This window comes from Halorussus ruber, from assembly GCF_004765785.1.
Classification (GTDB): domain Archaea; phylum Halobacteriota; class Halobacteria; order Halobacteriales; family Haladaptataceae; genus Halorussus; species Halorussus ruber.
Genome location: NZ_ML219768.1, coordinates 95,261 through 111,008, shown reverse-complemented (window position 1 = coordinate 111,008; position 15,748 = coordinate 95,261). Strand labels below are relative to the sequence as shown.

The window sequence follows — 15,748 nt, the reverse complement described above, 5'->3', positions numbered from 1 at the left end:
GTTCGACTCCGCGCTCGCCGATTGTCCCGTCAGTCGTCGGCCGGACTCGGCGTCGTCGCGTAGTCGGGGCGCTCGTCGGCGACCTCGTGGAGCGCGTTCGTCACCGTGCCGTGTTCGGAGGCGTGGGGTCGGCCCGGCGCGTCGTCGTAGCCGTAGTCGAAGATGCGGTTGCGGTTCAGGCTGAGCTTCGTGAACTCCGGCTGGAGGAGGTCGAACAGCTCGAACCGGTCTTCGAGTTCGGGGAACTGGGCCTGATAGTCGAGGATTGCCTCGCGGGCGTGGGTCCAGAACGCCTCCTCGGGGTAGTCCTCGTGGACCGCCAGCACGTCGGCGACGTACCGGAGGACGCAGACGAACAGCCCGCAGAAGATGAACTGACAGAGGCCCTCGGGCGGTTCCTTCCGGAGGACCTCGTGCATCTCGTCTGCGAGCGCGTCGAGTTCCGGCAGGGGCTGGTCGCTGACGTTCACGTCGTCCACGAAGTCCTTGACCGCGAGGCGGGTGGGCACGCCCTCGTCCACGACCAGCATCGTGTTCTGGCCGTGAGGCGAGAACACCGTCCCGTAGCGATAGAGGAAGTGCAGCAGCGGCGGGAGGACGGTGTCGAAGAACTGTTCGAGCCACTCGTCGAGCGTGAGGCCGGACTCCTCGACCAGCCGCGAGATGTAGGGTACGCCCTCCCCATCGACGTGCATCAGCGACGAGAGCGTGATGGCGCGCTCGTCGTCTTCGAGGAAGGTGTAGATGGACTCGCGCCAGACGACGCCCAGCAGTTCGTGGTACTGGTAGGGCGAGTTGTCGATGTCGGTGAAGTCCGAGTGGTCGTAGTTCAGCCCCGCGATTTCGCCGGGGAGGACCAGTCCCTCCTCCTGCAGGAAGTCGTCCTCCTCGTAGACGCCCTTGATGTACTCGGTGACGGTCGGCGCGAGTTCGGTCCGCTCGCCGGGCAGGCCGCGCCAGACCAGCGTGTTCAGAATCTTCATCGGCACCTTGACGTGGTGCTTCTCGTCGTCGTCCACGTTGACGAAGGTCCGGACCGACTGCTGTGGCAGGTACTCGTCGGGACCCTCGCCGAGGGGGACGATGTCGTCGGCCGCGATGTCGTCGGGGAACAGCGGGACGACGCTGTTGTCCCACTGCCAGTCGTGGACCGGCATGAAGTAGTAGGCGTCCGGGTCCAGCCCCTGCGAGGAGAGCCGGTTCCGGAACTCGTCGTAGCGGTCGCCGAGTTCGCTCTCGACCAGCGAGTCGTGGTCGATTCCCTCGCAGGAGACGAAGGTGGCCTTCGACTTCCGGACCGCGACCCACGAGAGTGTGACCGGGTTCTTGCGCTCGGGGGCGAACTCCCGGTAGTCGTCGTAGCCCCACCCGAGTCGGCCCTTGTTGTAGGTGATCCACGGGTGGCCCTCCATCTCGCCTTCGAGTTCGGCGTAGTCCAACTCCAGCGGGTCGAAGTCGTCGCCGCGGTCCCGATTTCTGGCCTCGATGTGGGCGTCGGCCAGCAGGGTCCGCTTGTACTCCCGAACCAAGTTGCCCTCGGTCAGGCCGTCGAGGTCCCGGTTCTCGCCGAGGTCTCGGAGCAGTCGGAGGGGGTCGCCGAGCGGTTTCCACTCGCCGTCCTCGCGGCGCTCGACCGTCTCGTCGTGGACGTGGAGGCTGTCCATCAGTCGCTCGGTCGCCTCGAACCGGTAGGCCGTCTCGCCGAGGTCGAACCGGTAGACTGCGCGCTCCTCGCCGGTCTCGACCTTCCGGGGCGAGAGGATGTCCTCGTATGCGAACTCCTCGAGCATCTTCGTCAGGAGTCGGGTCTCGACCGTCTCCCAAATCTCTGCGTCCAGTGCGTCGGTCAGCGTGGCGTCGTTCGGATTCATGGTTGTAGTTTTCTCAATCTGAATGTCGGTCAGTCGTCGGTCAGTCGTCCTGCGTCGGGGTCGGCGTCGATTCGCTCTCGCGCTGGCGAGCGGAGTGACGAGCGGCGTTCGGCGCGCGCTCGGCGAACCGCTCGACCGAGAAGTCCTGATACACCGTGTCGCTCTCCTCGGGGTAGACCTCCCGGCCGACCAGTCGGTTTACGAACAGGCTGTTGCGGTAGCACCCCAACCCGAGGTCGGGGACGCCCACGCCGTGGGTGTGGAGTTCGGCGTTCTGGAGGAACACGTCGCCCGCCACGTCGATTTCGAGGCGGTGGTCCTCGGTGACGCCGAACCGACCCTGCTCGTCCCACTCGATGGCGTCCTCGATGGGGGCGAGGAAGTCGGGAATCGGGCGCTGGTAGCCGGTGCCGAGAATCACGACGTCGCTCTCGTGGACGAACGACTCGTCGGCCTGCCACTGGCGGCAGTCGAGCGCGTAGGCGTCGCCGACTGCTTCGATGTCCCGGACCTCGGTCATGGCGAACAGGCCCACGTCCGGGTCGCGGTCGCCGATGGACCGCCGGTAGAGGAGGTCGTAGATTTCCGCGCTCGTCTCGGGGTCCACGCCCTTGTAGAGCAGGTCCTGATTCGGAATCAGGTCGTCTTTGACCGATTGGGGGAGGTCGTAGACGTACTGGTCGTACTCGGGGGTGAAGTGCTGAAGCCCGAGTTTCGAGTACTCCATCGGGAAGAAGCCCTCGGAGCGCGTGAGCCAGTCGAGTCGATAGTCGCCCTCTGGCTGGTGCTGAAGGAGGTCCTGAAAGACCTCGGCCGCGCTCTGGCCCGACCCGACCACTGTGATGGAGTCGGCGTCGAGGCATCGCTCGCGCCGGAACCGGTAGCCCGAGGTGTGGAACACGTCCGTCTCGGGGTGACCCCGCAGACTCTCGGGGACGTGGGGCTGGCTTCCGATGCCGAGCGCGAGGTTCCGAGCGCGGAAAGTTAGCTCCTCGTCGGCGTCGAGGTTCCGGGCGGTGACGAGGTAGTAGCCGTCTCCATCCGCGTCGGCCTCGTTGTCCTCGTCGCCCCCGTCTTTCCACTCGACATCCTCGACTCGGCGACTGAACCGGCACGAATCGAGGCGTTCGGCGGCCCACCGGAGGTAGTCGTCGTACTCCCGGCGAGGAATCTGGAAGGTCTCGTAGAAGTAAAACTCGTAGAGGCGGTCGCGCTCCCGGAGGTAGTTGAGGTAGCTGTGGGGGTTGGTCGGGTCCGCCATCGTCACGAGGTCCGCGAGGAAGGGGACTTCGAGCGTGGTGCCCTCGATTAACATTCCCTCGTGCCACGCGAACTCGGCGTCCTGTTCGAGGAAGACGGCGTCCACGTCGGTTTCTTCTTCTCGGTTCGCCCCGTCGAGGAGCGCCGCCAGACCGAGGTTGAACGGGCCGAGTCCGACCCCGAGAACGTCGTGAATGTCGCTCATGCGACCACCTCCTGTTCGAATCGGTCGCGTTCACAGATCATCAGCAGGGCATCTTTCTCCTCCATCTCGAACTCGAACTGCGGTTCGAAGCCGCACTGCTCGAAGACGTGGTGGACGACTTCGTTGCGAACGTCGGGTTCGGTCACGATGCGGTCGGTCTCGCCGTGGCGGAACTGCATCCGGGTCACGGCCCGCAGGAGGGGTTCGGCGTAGCCCTGCCCGAGATACTCCGGCGGGCCGATGAGGAGGTGGATGCCTTGGTCGGTCGGGTCGGCGTCGTAGTAGTCGGCGATGGGGTCGTCGGCTGCCCAGTAGCACTCCCAGTAGCTCATCGGCACGTGGTCGAGGAGGCCGACGTAGGGCGTCACGTGGTCGTCGGCCAACTTCTCGGCCAGCGCGTCGCGGAACTCCGGCAGGGGGTCGTCCAACTGCCAGTAGGGCAGGACGTGGTCCTCGTTCAGCCACGAGTGGAGCATCCCCAAGTCGTCCATCTCGGCCTGTCGGAAGGAGACGGTCTTGTCTATCTCCTCGTCGTAGGTCTGGAAGTCGTAGGGGGCCGAGACGATGCCGCCGGGGCCGGTCATCGCGGCGTCACCTCCGAGTCGGCACCGCGGGCGGTCTCGTCGGCGGCGTCCGCTTCGCTCCCGCTCGCCGTCTCGACCGCGGTCACGATGGGGTTGTCCACGTCGGCGTAGACCGACTGGTTCTCCAGCGACCCGACCAGTTCGTCCATGTCGTGGAACCGCGTCAGCAGGTTGGCCTTGCAGGGCAGGGTCTCGGATTCGAGCAGACCGTCGAGGAGCGAGGACGAATCGCGGTCGAATCTCCGGCAGTACTCCAACTCCTCGCGCAGGAGTTCCAGCAGGTCGCGCTCGTCGGCCAGTCCGGCGCTCCCGAAGGCGTTGACGACGCCGAAGAGGTTGTTCAGCACGACGTAGTACCGGATGCGCTCGTCGGCGACCTCGTCCGGGCAAATCGTGTCGGCGCGCTCGCCGACCCCCGGCAGTACGTCGTCCAGTTCGTCGTACTTCGACTCGGGGAAGTAGTAGCCCTGATTGTCCCGGTAGTAGAACTCGTCGGGATAGCCCTCGTCGAGCGCGAGGACGCCGTTCTGCTGGTGGGCCTCGACGCCCAGTCCGCGTTCGAGGTAGAGCCACAGAATCGGCCGGAGCGAGATTTCGAGGTACCGGCGGAACCAGTCCCGACTGACCGCCTCGGTCGAACGCCCCTCGCGGTCGGCCAGCGTCCGGACGATTTCGCCCAGCCGCGAGCCGTCTCCCGCGATTCTGTCCTGACAGAGCGCGACTACGGGACCGGCGTTCCGGGCGTCGTTCTCGTCGGCGTCTTCCCCGCCGTCCCGAAAGACGTTCTCGCGCAGGACGACCTCGAAGCCGGATTCGGACTCGCCGTCGGCCCCTTCGCCCACGTCGAGGGTGAGCGAGGCCGGGTCCCGAACGATGTCGAAGCTCGGGAAACGCTCTCGCAGGTCGTCGCCGAGTTCGGTGTCCAGCAGTTGTGCGATGGCGACTCCTCGGTCGAGTTCCGGGCGCTTGTTGGTGCGCTCGGAGTTGGTAATCTTGACGTTGAGCGACGCCTTGACCATGAAGGGGGCGTCGGGCGCGTAGAGGGTCCGGACCGAACTCGTCGGGTGGAACTCCCGGCCGACCTGCCCGAGCGATTCGAGGCCCTCGCCCAGACGCTCGCGCACGCGGTCCTGTTCGAGGAGGTAGTCGGCCTGCCACGGGTGGAGCGGAATCAGCACGTCGTCGCTCTCGACGTGGGTCTCCACGAACGAGTCGGGGACCGCGGGGTCCTCGCGGAGCGCGGCCTTCACCCACTCGCTGGCGGACTCCGCGCCGCCGGTATCGACCTCGGCGGTCGCGGAGAGCGCCGAGTCCTGCCAGACCAACTCGGGGTCGGCCCGGAAGTAGTGGAGCGGGAACGACCCCTCCAACTCGGGCGCGTAGGTCGGCGACTCGTGGGGCGCGATGCCCTGCCGACTCTTGGGCGTCGGGTGGAGCAGGTGGCCGAAGACCAGCGACTGCTCGGCCTCCCGGAAGGTCGTGTCGAAGCCGTAGAGTTGGTCGGCGTCGTCCTGCCGGGCCTCCACGAACCGGGCGACGTTCTTGCAGCTCTTGAGGGCCCGGAGGAGGAGTTCGTCGCGGTTCCCGGTCTCGTCCCGAGCAATCGAGAGTTCCTTCGTCACCAGCGAGGCCAGCGTGACGTAGTCGAGTTCGAGCGCCTCGTCCTCTGTGTCCTCCGTATCTCGGCGGTAGTACCCCGGCAGGTCGAACAGGTGGCGGTCGGTCGGCGACAGGTACCGGAGCGGGACGTACAGGGTCGTAGCCTGCTCGGGCAGCGGTGCCCGAATCACCTGCTCGCGGCCGTTCGTCGGCACCGGGACCTCCTCGGCGTCCACGACCTCGTAGTCGCCGGTCTCTCGGAGGTAGCAGTTCAGGAAGCTGTGCAACGTCGCGGATTCCGCGACCTCGGTCGGATTCGTCGTCGGAGTGGTGTCGCTCTGGCTCATCGTCTCAGTGTCCGGTTCGCGGCGGTGATGGTTCGCGCACGGTTCCGCACGGCGTCGAGCACGTCGGCCACGTCCTCGACGGTCGTCTTGGGGTTCAGCAGGGTGAACTTCAGGCTGGTCGTGCCGCCGACCTCGGTCCGGCCGACCACGGCGTCGCCGTTCCGGAGGAGGGCCTCCCGGAGCGCGGCGTTGAGCCGACCCACCCGGTCGTCGCCGACGCCCTCGGGCCGGTACCGGAAGACGACCGCGTTGAGCGTCGGCTCGTTGACCAACTCGAAGTCGGGCGCGTCCGAGAGCAGGGCGGCGACCTCGTCGGCCAGTTCGAGCGTGGACTCGACCATCTCGGCCAGCCCCTCCCGACCGAGCGTCCGGAAGGTGACGTAGGGTTTCAGCGCGTCGAAGCGCCGGGTGGTCTGGACCGACTTCGAGACCAAGTCCGGCGCGTCGAGGCCGCCCTCCTCTGGGTTGAGGTACGCGGCCGACCGCCGAATCAGGTCGAAGTAGTCGCCGTCGCCCACGAGGAGCGCCCCGCAACTGATGGGCTGGTAGAACAACTTGTGGAAATCGACCGCCAGCGAGTCGGCGCGGTCGATTCCGGCCAGCTTCTCGCGGTGGGTCTCCGAGAGCGCGAGCGCCCCGCCGTAGGCCGCGTCGACGTGGAACCAGAGGTCGTGCTCCTCGGCCCGGTCGGCCAGCGCGTCGAGGGGGTCGATGCTCCCGAAGTCGGTCGTGCCCGCGGTCCCGACCAGCGCGAACGGCTTCCGGTCGCGCTCTCGGAGGTCCGCGAGGACCGCGTCGAGGGCCTCGGGGTCCATCCGGTAGCCGTCGTCGGTCGGCACCGTGACGACCGCGTTCTCGCCGAGGCCGAGGTGGGCCGCCGACTGCTTGGCGGTGAAGTGGGCCGCCTCCGAACAAAGAATTCGCATCGCTTTAGCATTGTGTGGAAGGCCCGACTCCTTGACGCGGCGGCCGAACCGCTCGCGGGCGAACCAGTTGCGCGCCAGCAGGAGGGCCTGGAAGTTCGACTGGGTGCCCCCGCTGGTGAACACGCCGTCGCCCGCTGGCCCGTAGCCGAACAACTCGCAGAGTCGCTCGACCATCCGGCGCTCGACGTGGGTCGCGGCGGGACTCTGGTCCCACGAGTCCAGCGACTGGTTGGTCGCGGAGATGGCGGTCTCGGCCGCGAGACCGGGCACCAGCGGCGGACAGTGGAGGTGCGCGACGCAACTCGGGTCCGAGACGCCGACCGAGTCGGCCAGCACCTCGTCGCCGACTTCCGCGATGGTCTCGGCGAGCGGTTGGCCCTCCTCGGGCAGACACTCGCGCTCGGCGAACCGGTCGTCCAGTCGCTCGGCGGCCGCGCCCGAGTAGGGGGTCGCGCTCTCAGCGAAGGCGTCCACGACCGCCTCGCTGGCCCGCGAGACGGCGTCTCGGTAGGCGTCGTTTCCGGCCTCGGTACCGAGGAAGAGGTCGTCGGCGCTCGTCATGGCGACGCGCGGACCCCCTCTGCCCGTTCGTTCTGCGTCGAGACGGCGGCCGCGACCGCCTCGCGGAAGATTCGGCCGACGTCCTCGATTTGGTCCTTCGAGACGACGAGCGGCGGGAGGAATCGGACTGTCGCGCCCTCGCGGCCCCCTCGCTCCACGATGAGCCCTCGGTCGAAACACTCCGACTGGACTGCCTCGGCGAGGTCGGCGTCCGGCGGGTGCGCGCCGAGACCGTCGGATTCGGCGGTCGCATCGACCATCTCGGCCCCGAGCATCAGACCCCGACCGCGAACGTCGCCGACTTCGGCGAAGTTCTCCGCGGCCGCATCGAGGTGACTCCGAAGTCGCGCGCCCATCTCCTCGGCGCGGCTCGGCAGGTCGTTCTCGACGATGTACTCGATGGTGGCCTTCCCGGCGGCCATCGCCAACTGGTTGCCCCGGAAGGTGCCGGTGTGCGCGCCCGACTCCCACTCGTCTAGCTCCTCGTCGTAGAGGACGACCGCGAGGGGCAGGCCGCCGCCGACCGCCTTCGAGAGGGTCACCACGTCGGGCGTGATGCCGGCGCGCTCGAAGTCGTAGAGGTCGCCGGTCCGGCCCAGCCCCGACTGAATCTCGTCCACGACGAGTGGCACGTCGTGTTCCCGAGTGATGCGACGCATCTCGCGGAGCCAGTCGGCGGGCGGCGCAATCGACCCGCCCTCGCCCTGCACCGGTTCGAGGACCATCGCGGCCGGGTCGGTGAAGCCGCGCTCGGGGTCGGCCAGCAGGCGCTCGACGTACTCGCTGGCGACCTCGTGGTCCTCCTCGCCGATACCGAAGGGGCACCGGTAGGGGTAGGGGTACGGCAGGTGGCGGACGTTGCCCATCGTGCCGGGGACCTCCTCCTTGGGGCTCGTGTCGCCCATGAGACCGAGCGACCCGTGGGTCATCCCGTGGTAGCCGCCCCGGAACGAGAGGACCGACCGATTCCCGGTCGCGGTCTTGGTGAGTTTCAGGGCGGCCTCCACCGCGTCGGTGCCCGCCGGGCTACAGAACTGAATTTTGGCGGAGTCGGCGAACTCCTCGGGGAGGCTATCGAACAGCGTGTCCACGAACGCCTCCTTGATCGGCGTCGTGATGTCGAGGGTGTGCATCGGCCGGTCGTTCGCCATGGCCTCCTCGATGGCCTCGACCACGACCGGGTGGTTGTGCCCGAGGTGGAGCGTGCCCGCCCCGGCCAGACAGTCGTAGTAGGTGTTACCGTCGGCGTCGGTGACTTCGACGCCTCGGGCCTCCCGAATCGCCATCGGGAGATAGCGGGGATAGCTCCGCGCGTTCGACTCCCGGTCGGCCTGCTTGTCGAGGAGTCGGTCGTTCGACGCGTCCGCGTAGGACATCTCAGACCGCCTCCGGGGCGTTTGCGGGTCGCTTCGTCACCTGTACGACTCGGAGTGTGGTTCGTCGCTTCACGAGTTTTAGGCTAACCTAAAAATTGAAAAGTATTTCTATCTCCTCTGGTTCTTGTAATTTAGGCTAGCCTAAAATCTATATGCGGGGGGTGACTCTGTTCAACCGTACTTCGGAACACGGTTCTCACTCTCGAATTTTAGGTACACCTAAAAATATATTGCGGCTTGCGGGTTGTGAGGGAAGGCCCATGTTGATGTGTTTCACGGTATCGCACCTCGGAAACCGATTTATCATCACCTTACTTATCCAAGTCATACGCTTCCGTTCACGGCGAATCGTCACTCTCGACCAACCCACAACCTTCAAAAACACCCGTTTCGTTTCGAAGTATCATGAACGCCACAGGCCCCGACGACACCATCACCGAGGGCGGCCTCCTCGGCCCGATGTTCCGCCTCGCGTGGCCTATCGTCGTCATCCAGCTTCTGCAGGTGACGTACAACATCGCCGACACGTTCTGGCTCGGACGCCTGTCGGCCGACGCGGTGGGCGCGCTGAGCCTCGCGTTTCCGCTCATCTTCCTCCTCATCTCCATCGCGGGCGGGTTCACTACCGCCGGGTCGATTCTGGTCGCCCAGTACACCGGCGCGAACAGCGAGGGGTCCGCGGGCAAGGTGGCGGGCCAAATCCTGTCGTTCGTCACGATTCTGGCGGTCGGGCTGAGCGTCGTCGGCTACTTCGCCACCGAACCCATGCTGGCGGCGCTCCCGAGTCAGGGCGCGACCACCGAGCAGGTCGTCCCGCTGGCGGGCGACTACATGGAAGTGTTCTTCCTCGGCCTGCCCTTCCTGTTCGGCTTCTTCGTGTTCACGTCGCTGATGAGAGGCTACGGCGACACCCGGACGCCGATGCGCGTGATGGCCGTCTCGGTCGCGCTCAACGTGGTTCTGGACCCGCTGCTCATCTTCGGCCTCGGACCGATTCCCTCGCTGGGCGTCGAGAGCGCGGTGTTTCCGGCGATGGGGATGGAGGGCGCGGCACTGGCGACCATCTTCTCGCGGGCCGTCGCAAGCGTACTGGGATTCTACGTGCTGTTCGTCGCTGGCGCGGGGCCGAACGTGGAGGTGGACTATCTGGTGCCGGACCTCGGCTACATCTGGGACATCGTCCGCATCGGCGTGCCCTCGGCCGTCGAGCAGTCGATGAGCGCGCTGGCGATGATTACCCTGACCGCGATGGTGGTCCAGTTCGCGCCGCCGGTGGTCTCGGCCTACGGGCTGGGCAACCGGCTGGCCTCGCTGGTCTTCCTCCCGGCGATGGGTCTGGGCCGGGCGACCAACACCATGGTCGGCCAGAACCTCGGGGCGGGCAAGGCCGACCGGGCCGAGCGCGCGGTCTGGATCGCCGCCAAAGTCGGCGCGGCGGTCATGTTCGTCGTCGCCATCGTCGCCGCGCTGTTCCCCGAACCCATCGTTTCGGTGTTCATGGCCACCGGGACCGAGGCCGCCCGAGAGACGGTCCGGCAGGGTTCGACCTACCTCCGGATTCGCTCGGTCGAGTTCACCTTCATGGCCGTCCTGCAGGTCATGCTCGGGGCCTATCGGGGCGCTGGTAACACCAAGACGGCGATGGGCTTCTCGATGGTCGCGCTCTGGGTCGGCCGGGTGCCGACGGTGTACTATCTGGCGTTCGTCGCCGGAATGGGCGCAACCGGCATCTGGACAGGCATGGCTCTCGGGAACACGCTCGGAGCCATCGCGGCCGCGCTCTGGTTCACCCGCGGGACGTGGAAGGAGACGGTCATCGACGAGGAGGAAGCGGAAACGCCCGACGAGATAGAGACCTCGAACGCGACGGAGACGCCCGCCGGGCCGACTTCCGAGGCGACCGACCCGGACCTGTCGGAGACGACGGGAACCGACGGGAAGTGACGGCTCACTCCCGTCTTCAGACGAACACTTAACTTCTTACGTCTTGCACGAGGCGTATGGCCCTCAACGTCTGGGAGGTGTTCCTCGCCCTCTTCGGAAGCAACGAGGAGACCGACGAAGCGTCCGGCGAGGAGGCAAGTGGGAGTCGTTTTATCCCGTCTCCGCTAGACCTGTCGGTCCGGGTCGGACACGGTAGCTCTGAGAGCGAGAGAGTGCGTGAACTCTCCAAAATTAACGAACGAGCGCGAGAACTCGAAGAAAACCGACGCGATAACTGAGCGGTTACAGCTCGACCTCCTCGCCGATTCCCCGCTTTTCCGCCTCCTCGAAGACGTACTCCCCGGTCGCGGCGTCCAGCACCGCGGTCCCGACGCTCTCGACCACGATGATTTCGTCGTCGGACTCCTGGCCCGCCCGGTCCTCGAAGACCTCCGAGAGCGCAGTCAGGTCCGACTCCTCGATTCCGGCCTCCAGCGCGTCCCCGATTTCGGCGACCTCCTCGGGCACGTCCGCGAAAATCCGGCTCGCGCGCTCGAAGGTCTCGGCGTCCAGCTCGCGCATCTCGGCGGTGTAGGCCCCGACCGCCACGACGAGGGTACCGGGGTTGAGGTCCGCGCCGGAGAAGACCGGCGCTGTGGCTGTCGTGGCCGTGACGACCACGTTCGCGTCGGCGACGGCCTCCTCCGGGGATTCGACCGCCTCGGTCTCGACGCCCAACTCCTCCCGCAAATCGTCGGCGCACTCTCGTTTCGAGTCGCTCGGCGAGTAGACCCGGACCGATTCGAGGTCCGTCGCGGCCGCGATGGCTCGGGCCTGCCAACGGGCCTGCGTGCCAGCGCCGAGGAGGCCGAGCGTCACCGGCCCCGCGGCCAACTCGCGCGCCGCCAACCCGCCGATGCATCCCGTGCGGGCGTTGGTGATTCTGGTCCCGGCGAGGTAGCCCGCCGGGAGGCCGGTCTCGGCCTCGGTGAGCGCGACTTGCGCGTTGACGGTCGGCAGGTCGCGCTCGGCGTTCTCCTCGTGGACGCCGACCAGTTTCGTCGCGTAGAACCGCGCGCCGTGGAGGTAGGCGGCCATTACGAGGCCGGTGCCTTTCGGTTCGGAACTGTCGCCAGCGTCCGCCCCACCCAGCCCTACGCCGACCGGGAAGTGCGGGCGCTCGGGGCGCTCGACCTCGCCGCGGCCCTGCTTGACGAACGCTTCGCGGACCACCGGGAGCAAGTCCCCGAGGTCGAGGCACTCCGCCACGTCGGAATCCGAGAGGACGCGAACCATGCCCGGCGATTCAGTCGCCGAGGGGTTAGCGTTTCCGCCAAAGGAGGACATTTCGAGGTCGGCGAACGCTCGGCCAGTCAACCGCCAGCGAACGCTCGGCCAGTCAACCGCCAGCGAACGCTCGGTCAATCATCCACCGTGGGCGGACTGAAAGGGGCCAGTTCGCTCGCGGTCACACTCACTTCGTTCGCGTGACCGCGAGCGAACTGGGGGCTTTCGAAACCTCGTCTCCCGAACCAGTCGTTCAAAAAGGAGTGCAGAGAACGCTTCCTAGAACGATTCGTCCGTGTTCTCGCCCTCGTTGCCAGCGCCGCGGTCGGAGTAGCCCTGTCGGCCCACCGCCTCGGCGCTGACCCGGTTCAGGATGGCCTGCTCGACCTCGTCGGCCGACTCGAAGGTCTCGTCGCCGCCCGTGACCATGACCTCCCGAAAGCTCTCCTCGCCGTCGGGGAGGCCGATTTCGTAGTCGCCGTACTGTTCCATTAGCTCCTCGGCGTCGAGGGGGTAGTCGGCGTCTTCGAGGTCGGCTTTCAGGTCGCCCAGTTCGAGTCCCATCTCTCGGCTGTCGTCGCCGGATTCGCTCATGGCGGGGCTACACTACGAACTCGAATAAGGCGTATGGCCCTTTTCGAGGTGGAGTGTTCGGGGGAGCCACTAGAGGCGACAAAGGCCTCGAAAGCCCTCGCGCGGTTCGCGGTCGCCCTTTCATTCCACCAGGGTTGTGTTGGTTCGCCGAGCGAAACCTGTCGGTGGTCGGCGGACGCGCTACGCTGAAGACCGGTTTTCAGACGCTCGGGAAAAGTGAGGACAGATTACGAGGGACTCGGCGTCTGGACGTGGGACATGTAGGCCGTGATGTCGGTCGTCGTGATGATGCCGACGACGCCCTCCTCGTCGTCCACGACCGGGACGTGGTGGAATCCCTCGGTTATCATCAGGTCCGCGATGTCCCGCACCTCGGCGTTGGCGTCGGTGGTCGTCACGTCGGTCGTCATGTACGTCTCGACCGTGGCGTCGGTGGCCCAGCGCTGTTCGGCCGCGATGTGAACGAAGTCGGTCGCAGTGAGAATTCCCAGCAGTTGCCCCTCGTCGTCGGTCACGAGGACCGACCCGATGTTCTCGTCTATCATCGTCTCGGCGGCCACGTGGACCTCCGTGTCGGGGGAGACCGTTTCGACCGGCGATGACATGAGTCGTCCGACAAAAATGTCTTCCATATGTTTTCATTAATCATGGCGCTTGATAAGTATTCTCCCGGGGCAGGTATCGGAGTCCCGCCGGGCGGCGATTGGGTCGTTACTTTCGATTCGCGTCGAACGGTCCCCGGCGAGTAGCCGGGTTTCACTTTCGGTTTCGGGCGTGGTTTTAAAAGGTCCGGCGTCAAACGAGAACGTATGAGCCAATCGACACTCGACGAGGACGAGCTGTTCGGCGAGGCGGCCAACGAGGTCCGCGAGGACGTGGAGGCCAGCCTCGACGAAGCCAGCGAGGCGCTCCCCGAGGCCGACGACATCTGGAACGTCGAGGCCGACAACACCCTCGGCGCGCTCAACGCGCTCCGGTCGGCGCTCGACGCCGGAGACGCCGCCGACAGCCTCCGAGACGCCAAGAAGTGGTACACGATGGGCACCCGCGCCGACGCCTTCGAGGACGCCGACGACCTCGAAGCCGAAATCCAGCGCGTCGAGGAGGCCATCGAGGACATCGAGGACGCCAAAGAGCAAGTCGGCGACCTCGCCAGCACGGTGCCGGGCCTCAAGAACACGCTGGAGGAGTTGCAGGCCGACGCCGACGAGGGTGACGAGGAGGCCGACGAGAGCGAGGCTGACGAAGCGGAGGAAGCCGACGAGAACGACGCTGACGCCGAAGAGGCCGAAGCCGCCGAGTAATCGAATCGCCGCGCTACTTGAATCGCCTCGCTACTTGTGGGGCGGGAGCGTCACGTCCCGCGACTCGACCGCCTCCAGCAGCGACACCAGCGCCTCGCCAGCTAGCGACAGCAGCTCCTCGCCGCGCTCTTTTGGCCCGTCTCGCGGGTCCCCGACGACGCCGTTTTCGGTGAACTCCGCCGAGTCGTAGGCCAGATTCGCGTAGCTGACCCACTCGCCCCAGCCGTCGCTGGCCCCCTCGCTGGCCTCCTCGACGCGCTCCTCGCGGACCAACTCGGGGGCGACGTGGCGGAGCATCGCGGTTTCGAGCGGGCCGCCGTGACCCATGTCGTCGCTGTGGTCGCCGACCGCCTCGAACCAGGTGAACGGGACCGCGTAGGCCGCGTCGTGGCGGACGATTGTCCCCGCGACCTCGCGGAGCGCGCCGACGTTGCCCCCGTGGCCGTTCACGAGGACCACGCGGTCCCAGCCGTGATGGGCGAGGCTGGCGACCGTCTCGCGGACGTACTGGCGGAAGGTGTCGGGGCTGACCCACAGCGTCCCGGTGAACTGGCGGTGTTCCTCCGCCACGCCGACCGGAATCGGGGGCGCGACGACTACCTCGCCGTCGTACGTTGCAGCCGCCTTTTCAGCGACCTCCTCGGCGGTCAACGCGTCGGTGCCGAGGGGCGCGTGCGGGCCGTGCTGTTCGGTGCTTCCGACGGGGAGGAGCGCGAGGTCCGTCTCGACCGCGTCGGCCTCGGTCCACGTCGAATCGAAGAGGTTCATGTCGGTAGGAAGGGTGTGTGTGGTCTTGTAGCCGGGGGATTCGGATTCTGGAAGTCCCGACTATTGGAGACGTAGCCGGAGCCGTGGTTTCGAAAGCCCTCGCGCATGGAACCGCAGAAGCAGACCGGCCCGCGGTGTCCTCGAAAGCCCTCGCGCGGTTCGCGGTCGCTCCGGCGGATATTCGCGGACCTCTCGGCACCGCCCGGTCCACGAATAGAGCCACCGGAGACGACCACGGCCTTCGGCCGCGAACCCCGCTCGCCCTTTCAGTCCGCTGGAAGACAAACCGCGTCTTCCAAGCCTGCGTTCGCTTCGCTCACGCAGACGCCAAGGACGGCGGTTGCTCCACCGAGCGAAGCCTGAATCGGGCCAGCCACGGGTACGCTCGGTGGAACTGACAATCGGTCGCGGCCGTCCTGCGCGAGCAGAGCGAGCGCAGGGCGGGCGGGGAGGTACGGGGCGCGGTGCGGTTGCGGGGTGGTGCTGTTGCGGGGTGGTGCTGTTGCGGGGCGGGAGACTCCTGTGTTCAAGCCTGAAGCTAGCTCAACGCGTCCGTGCAGTCGCCGGTCGCGGTGTGGTGTCGGTCTGCGGTGCGGTCTTCCGTGAGTCGGTAATTGCTGTCTTCGCGGCGTCTGCTGTCGAGACGCTCCCCGAACGGAAAGACAGCTTCTTGTTTTCTAGGAATAGAAATACAACTCTTAGAAATATCAAAATAATTCTTTACCCCAACCTATTCATCGCTTACGGACTCGACTTTCATCAGCGGATAGCCGTCCTCCATCTCCATGCAGGTGACGACCTCGACGCCCTCGTGGTCCACGACGATTTCGACCTCCATGAACCGGCCTGTAAGCTCCGTATATCCGTGGTCGATTTCGGCTTCCAACTTCTCGGTCAGAATATCGACGGTCACGGACTCGCAGAACGGCTGGTTCTCGATGGACTCCTCGATGGCTGTTTCGAGGCTCGCCGAGGAGTCGGGGCTGACCGGCGTGCCCGCGAACTGGTGGTAGAGCGCGCCGAACTTGATTCCGGCCTCGAAGCAGGCCGAGTCGCGGTCGGTCGGTGCCGAATCGGCGTCCGTCGAGTCGGGAGAATCCATGCCAGGACCGACGCGCGCCGACGAAAAAAGCCGCCCGGTCC

14 protein-coding genes are annotated in these 15,748 nt (G+C 66.4%); 3 read left to right on the top strand and 11 right to left on the bottom strand.

Annotation, left to right across the window (positions count from 1 at the left end; translation table 11 throughout):
• Nucleotides 1-29: 29 nt before the first annotated feature.
• Genes EPL01_RS00560 through EPL01_RS00535 form a run of 6 tightly spaced genes read right to left on the bottom strand, consistent with a single transcriptional unit; the run spans nucleotide 30 to nucleotide 8,729 of the window.
• Nucleotides 30-1,871 (bottom strand): IucA/IucC family protein, encoded by a 1,842-nt coding sequence (locus EPL01_RS00560; RefSeq protein WP_135823322.1) that lies wholly within the window; start codon nucleotides 1,869-1,871, stop codon nucleotides 30-32.
• Between the two features lie 40 nt (nucleotides 1,872-1,911).
• On the bottom strand, nucleotides 1,912-3,336 hold the full coding sequence (locus EPL01_RS00555; protein WP_135823321.1) for a lysine N(6)-hydroxylase/L-ornithine N(5)-oxygenase family protein: 1,425 nt from the start codon (nucleotides 3,334-3,336) through the stop codon (nucleotides 1,912-1,914).
• Nucleotides 3,333-3,920 (bottom strand): GNAT family N-acetyltransferase, encoded by a 588-nt coding sequence (locus EPL01_RS00550; protein ID WP_135823320.1) that lies wholly within the window; start codon nucleotides 3,918-3,920, stop codon nucleotides 3,333-3,335. Before EPL01_RS00550 ends, EPL01_RS00555 begins: the two co-directional genes overlap by 4 nt.
• Nucleotides 3,917-5,866 carry an IucA/IucC family protein gene (locus EPL01_RS00545; protein WP_135823319.1) on the bottom strand — a complete coding sequence of 650 codons (1,950 nt, stop codon included), beginning with the start codon at nucleotides 5,864-5,866 and terminating at the stop codon, nucleotides 3,917-3,919. The genes EPL01_RS00550 and EPL01_RS00545 overlap by 4 nt, the downstream gene beginning before the upstream one ends.
• Nucleotides 5,863-7,353, bottom strand: a complete 1,491-nt coding sequence (locus EPL01_RS00540) for a pyridoxal phosphate-dependent decarboxylase family protein (protein WP_135823318.1) — start codon at nucleotides 7,351-7,353, stop codon at nucleotides 5,863-5,865. Before EPL01_RS00540 ends, EPL01_RS00545 begins: the two co-directional genes overlap by 4 nt.
• Nucleotides 7,350-8,729 carry a diaminobutyrate--2-oxoglutarate transaminase gene (locus EPL01_RS00535; RefSeq protein ID WP_135823317.1) on the bottom strand — a complete coding sequence of 460 codons (1,380 nt, stop codon included), beginning with the start codon at nucleotides 8,727-8,729 and terminating at the stop codon, nucleotides 7,350-7,352. The genes EPL01_RS00540 and EPL01_RS00535 overlap by 4 nt, the downstream gene beginning before the upstream one ends.
• A gap of 405 nt (nucleotides 8,730-9,134) precedes the next feature.
• Here EPL01_RS00535 and EPL01_RS00530 point away from each other — a divergent pair, with 405 nt between their 5' ends.
• Together EPL01_RS00530 and EPL01_RS00525 are read left to right on the top strand one after the other, a co-directional pair.
• Nucleotides 9,135-10,673: an MATE family efflux transporter gene (locus EPL01_RS00530; protein WP_303646381.1), complete on the top strand. Its 1,539-nt coding sequence runs from the start codon at nucleotides 9,135-9,137 to the stop codon at nucleotides 10,671-10,673.
• A gap of 56 nt (nucleotides 10,674-10,729) precedes the next feature.
• On the top strand, nucleotides 10,730-10,951 hold the full coding sequence (locus tag EPL01_RS00525; protein ID WP_135823316.1) for a hypothetical protein: 222 nt from the start codon (nucleotides 10,730-10,732) through the stop codon (nucleotides 10,949-10,951).
• 4 nt (nucleotides 10,952-10,955) lie between these two features.
• Here the strand turns inward: EPL01_RS00525 and EPL01_RS00520 are convergent, their stop codons facing one another.
• The 3 genes from EPL01_RS00520 to EPL01_RS00510 form a co-directional block, all read right to left on the bottom strand.
• The gene (locus tag EPL01_RS00520) at nucleotides 10,956-11,948 is read right to left on the bottom strand and encodes an ornithine cyclodeaminase family protein (protein ID WP_135823315.1); all 993 of its coding nucleotides are present in this window, start codon (nucleotides 11,946-11,948) and stop codon (nucleotides 10,956-10,958) included.
• A gap of 270 nt (nucleotides 11,949-12,218) precedes the next feature.
• Nucleotides 12,219-12,533 (bottom strand): DUF5789 family protein, encoded by a 315-nt coding sequence (locus tag EPL01_RS00515; RefSeq protein ID WP_135823314.1) that lies wholly within the window; start codon nucleotides 12,531-12,533, stop codon nucleotides 12,219-12,221.
• Between the two features lie 227 nt (nucleotides 12,534-12,760).
• Entirely contained in the window at nucleotides 12,761-13,165 is a 405-nt protein-coding gene (locus tag EPL01_RS00510; RefSeq protein ID WP_135823313.1) for a CBS domain-containing protein, read from the bottom strand.
• 177 nt (nucleotides 13,166-13,342) lie between these two features.
• On the opposite strand from EPL01_RS00510, the gene EPL01_RS00505 reads away from it, so the two are divergent.
• Entirely contained in the window at nucleotides 13,343-13,837 is a 495-nt protein-coding gene (locus EPL01_RS00505) for a DUF5790 family protein (RefSeq protein WP_135823312.1), read from the top strand.
• Nucleotides 13,838-13,867: 30 nt separating this feature from the next.
• Here the strand turns inward: EPL01_RS00505 and EPL01_RS00500 are convergent, their stop codons facing one another.
• Both EPL01_RS00500 and EPL01_RS00495 read right to left on the bottom strand, forming a co-directional pair.
• Entirely contained in the window at nucleotides 13,868-14,605 is a 738-nt protein-coding gene (locus EPL01_RS00500; protein ID WP_135823311.1) for a creatininase family protein, read from the bottom strand.
• Nucleotides 14,606-15,335: 730 nt separating this feature from the next.
• The gene (locus EPL01_RS00495; RefSeq protein ID WP_135823310.1) at nucleotides 15,336-15,707 is read right to left on the bottom strand and encodes a dihydroneopterin aldolase family protein; all 372 of its coding nucleotides are present in this window, start codon (nucleotides 15,705-15,707) and stop codon (nucleotides 15,336-15,338) included.
• Nucleotides 15,708-15,748 lie beyond the last annotated feature (41 nt).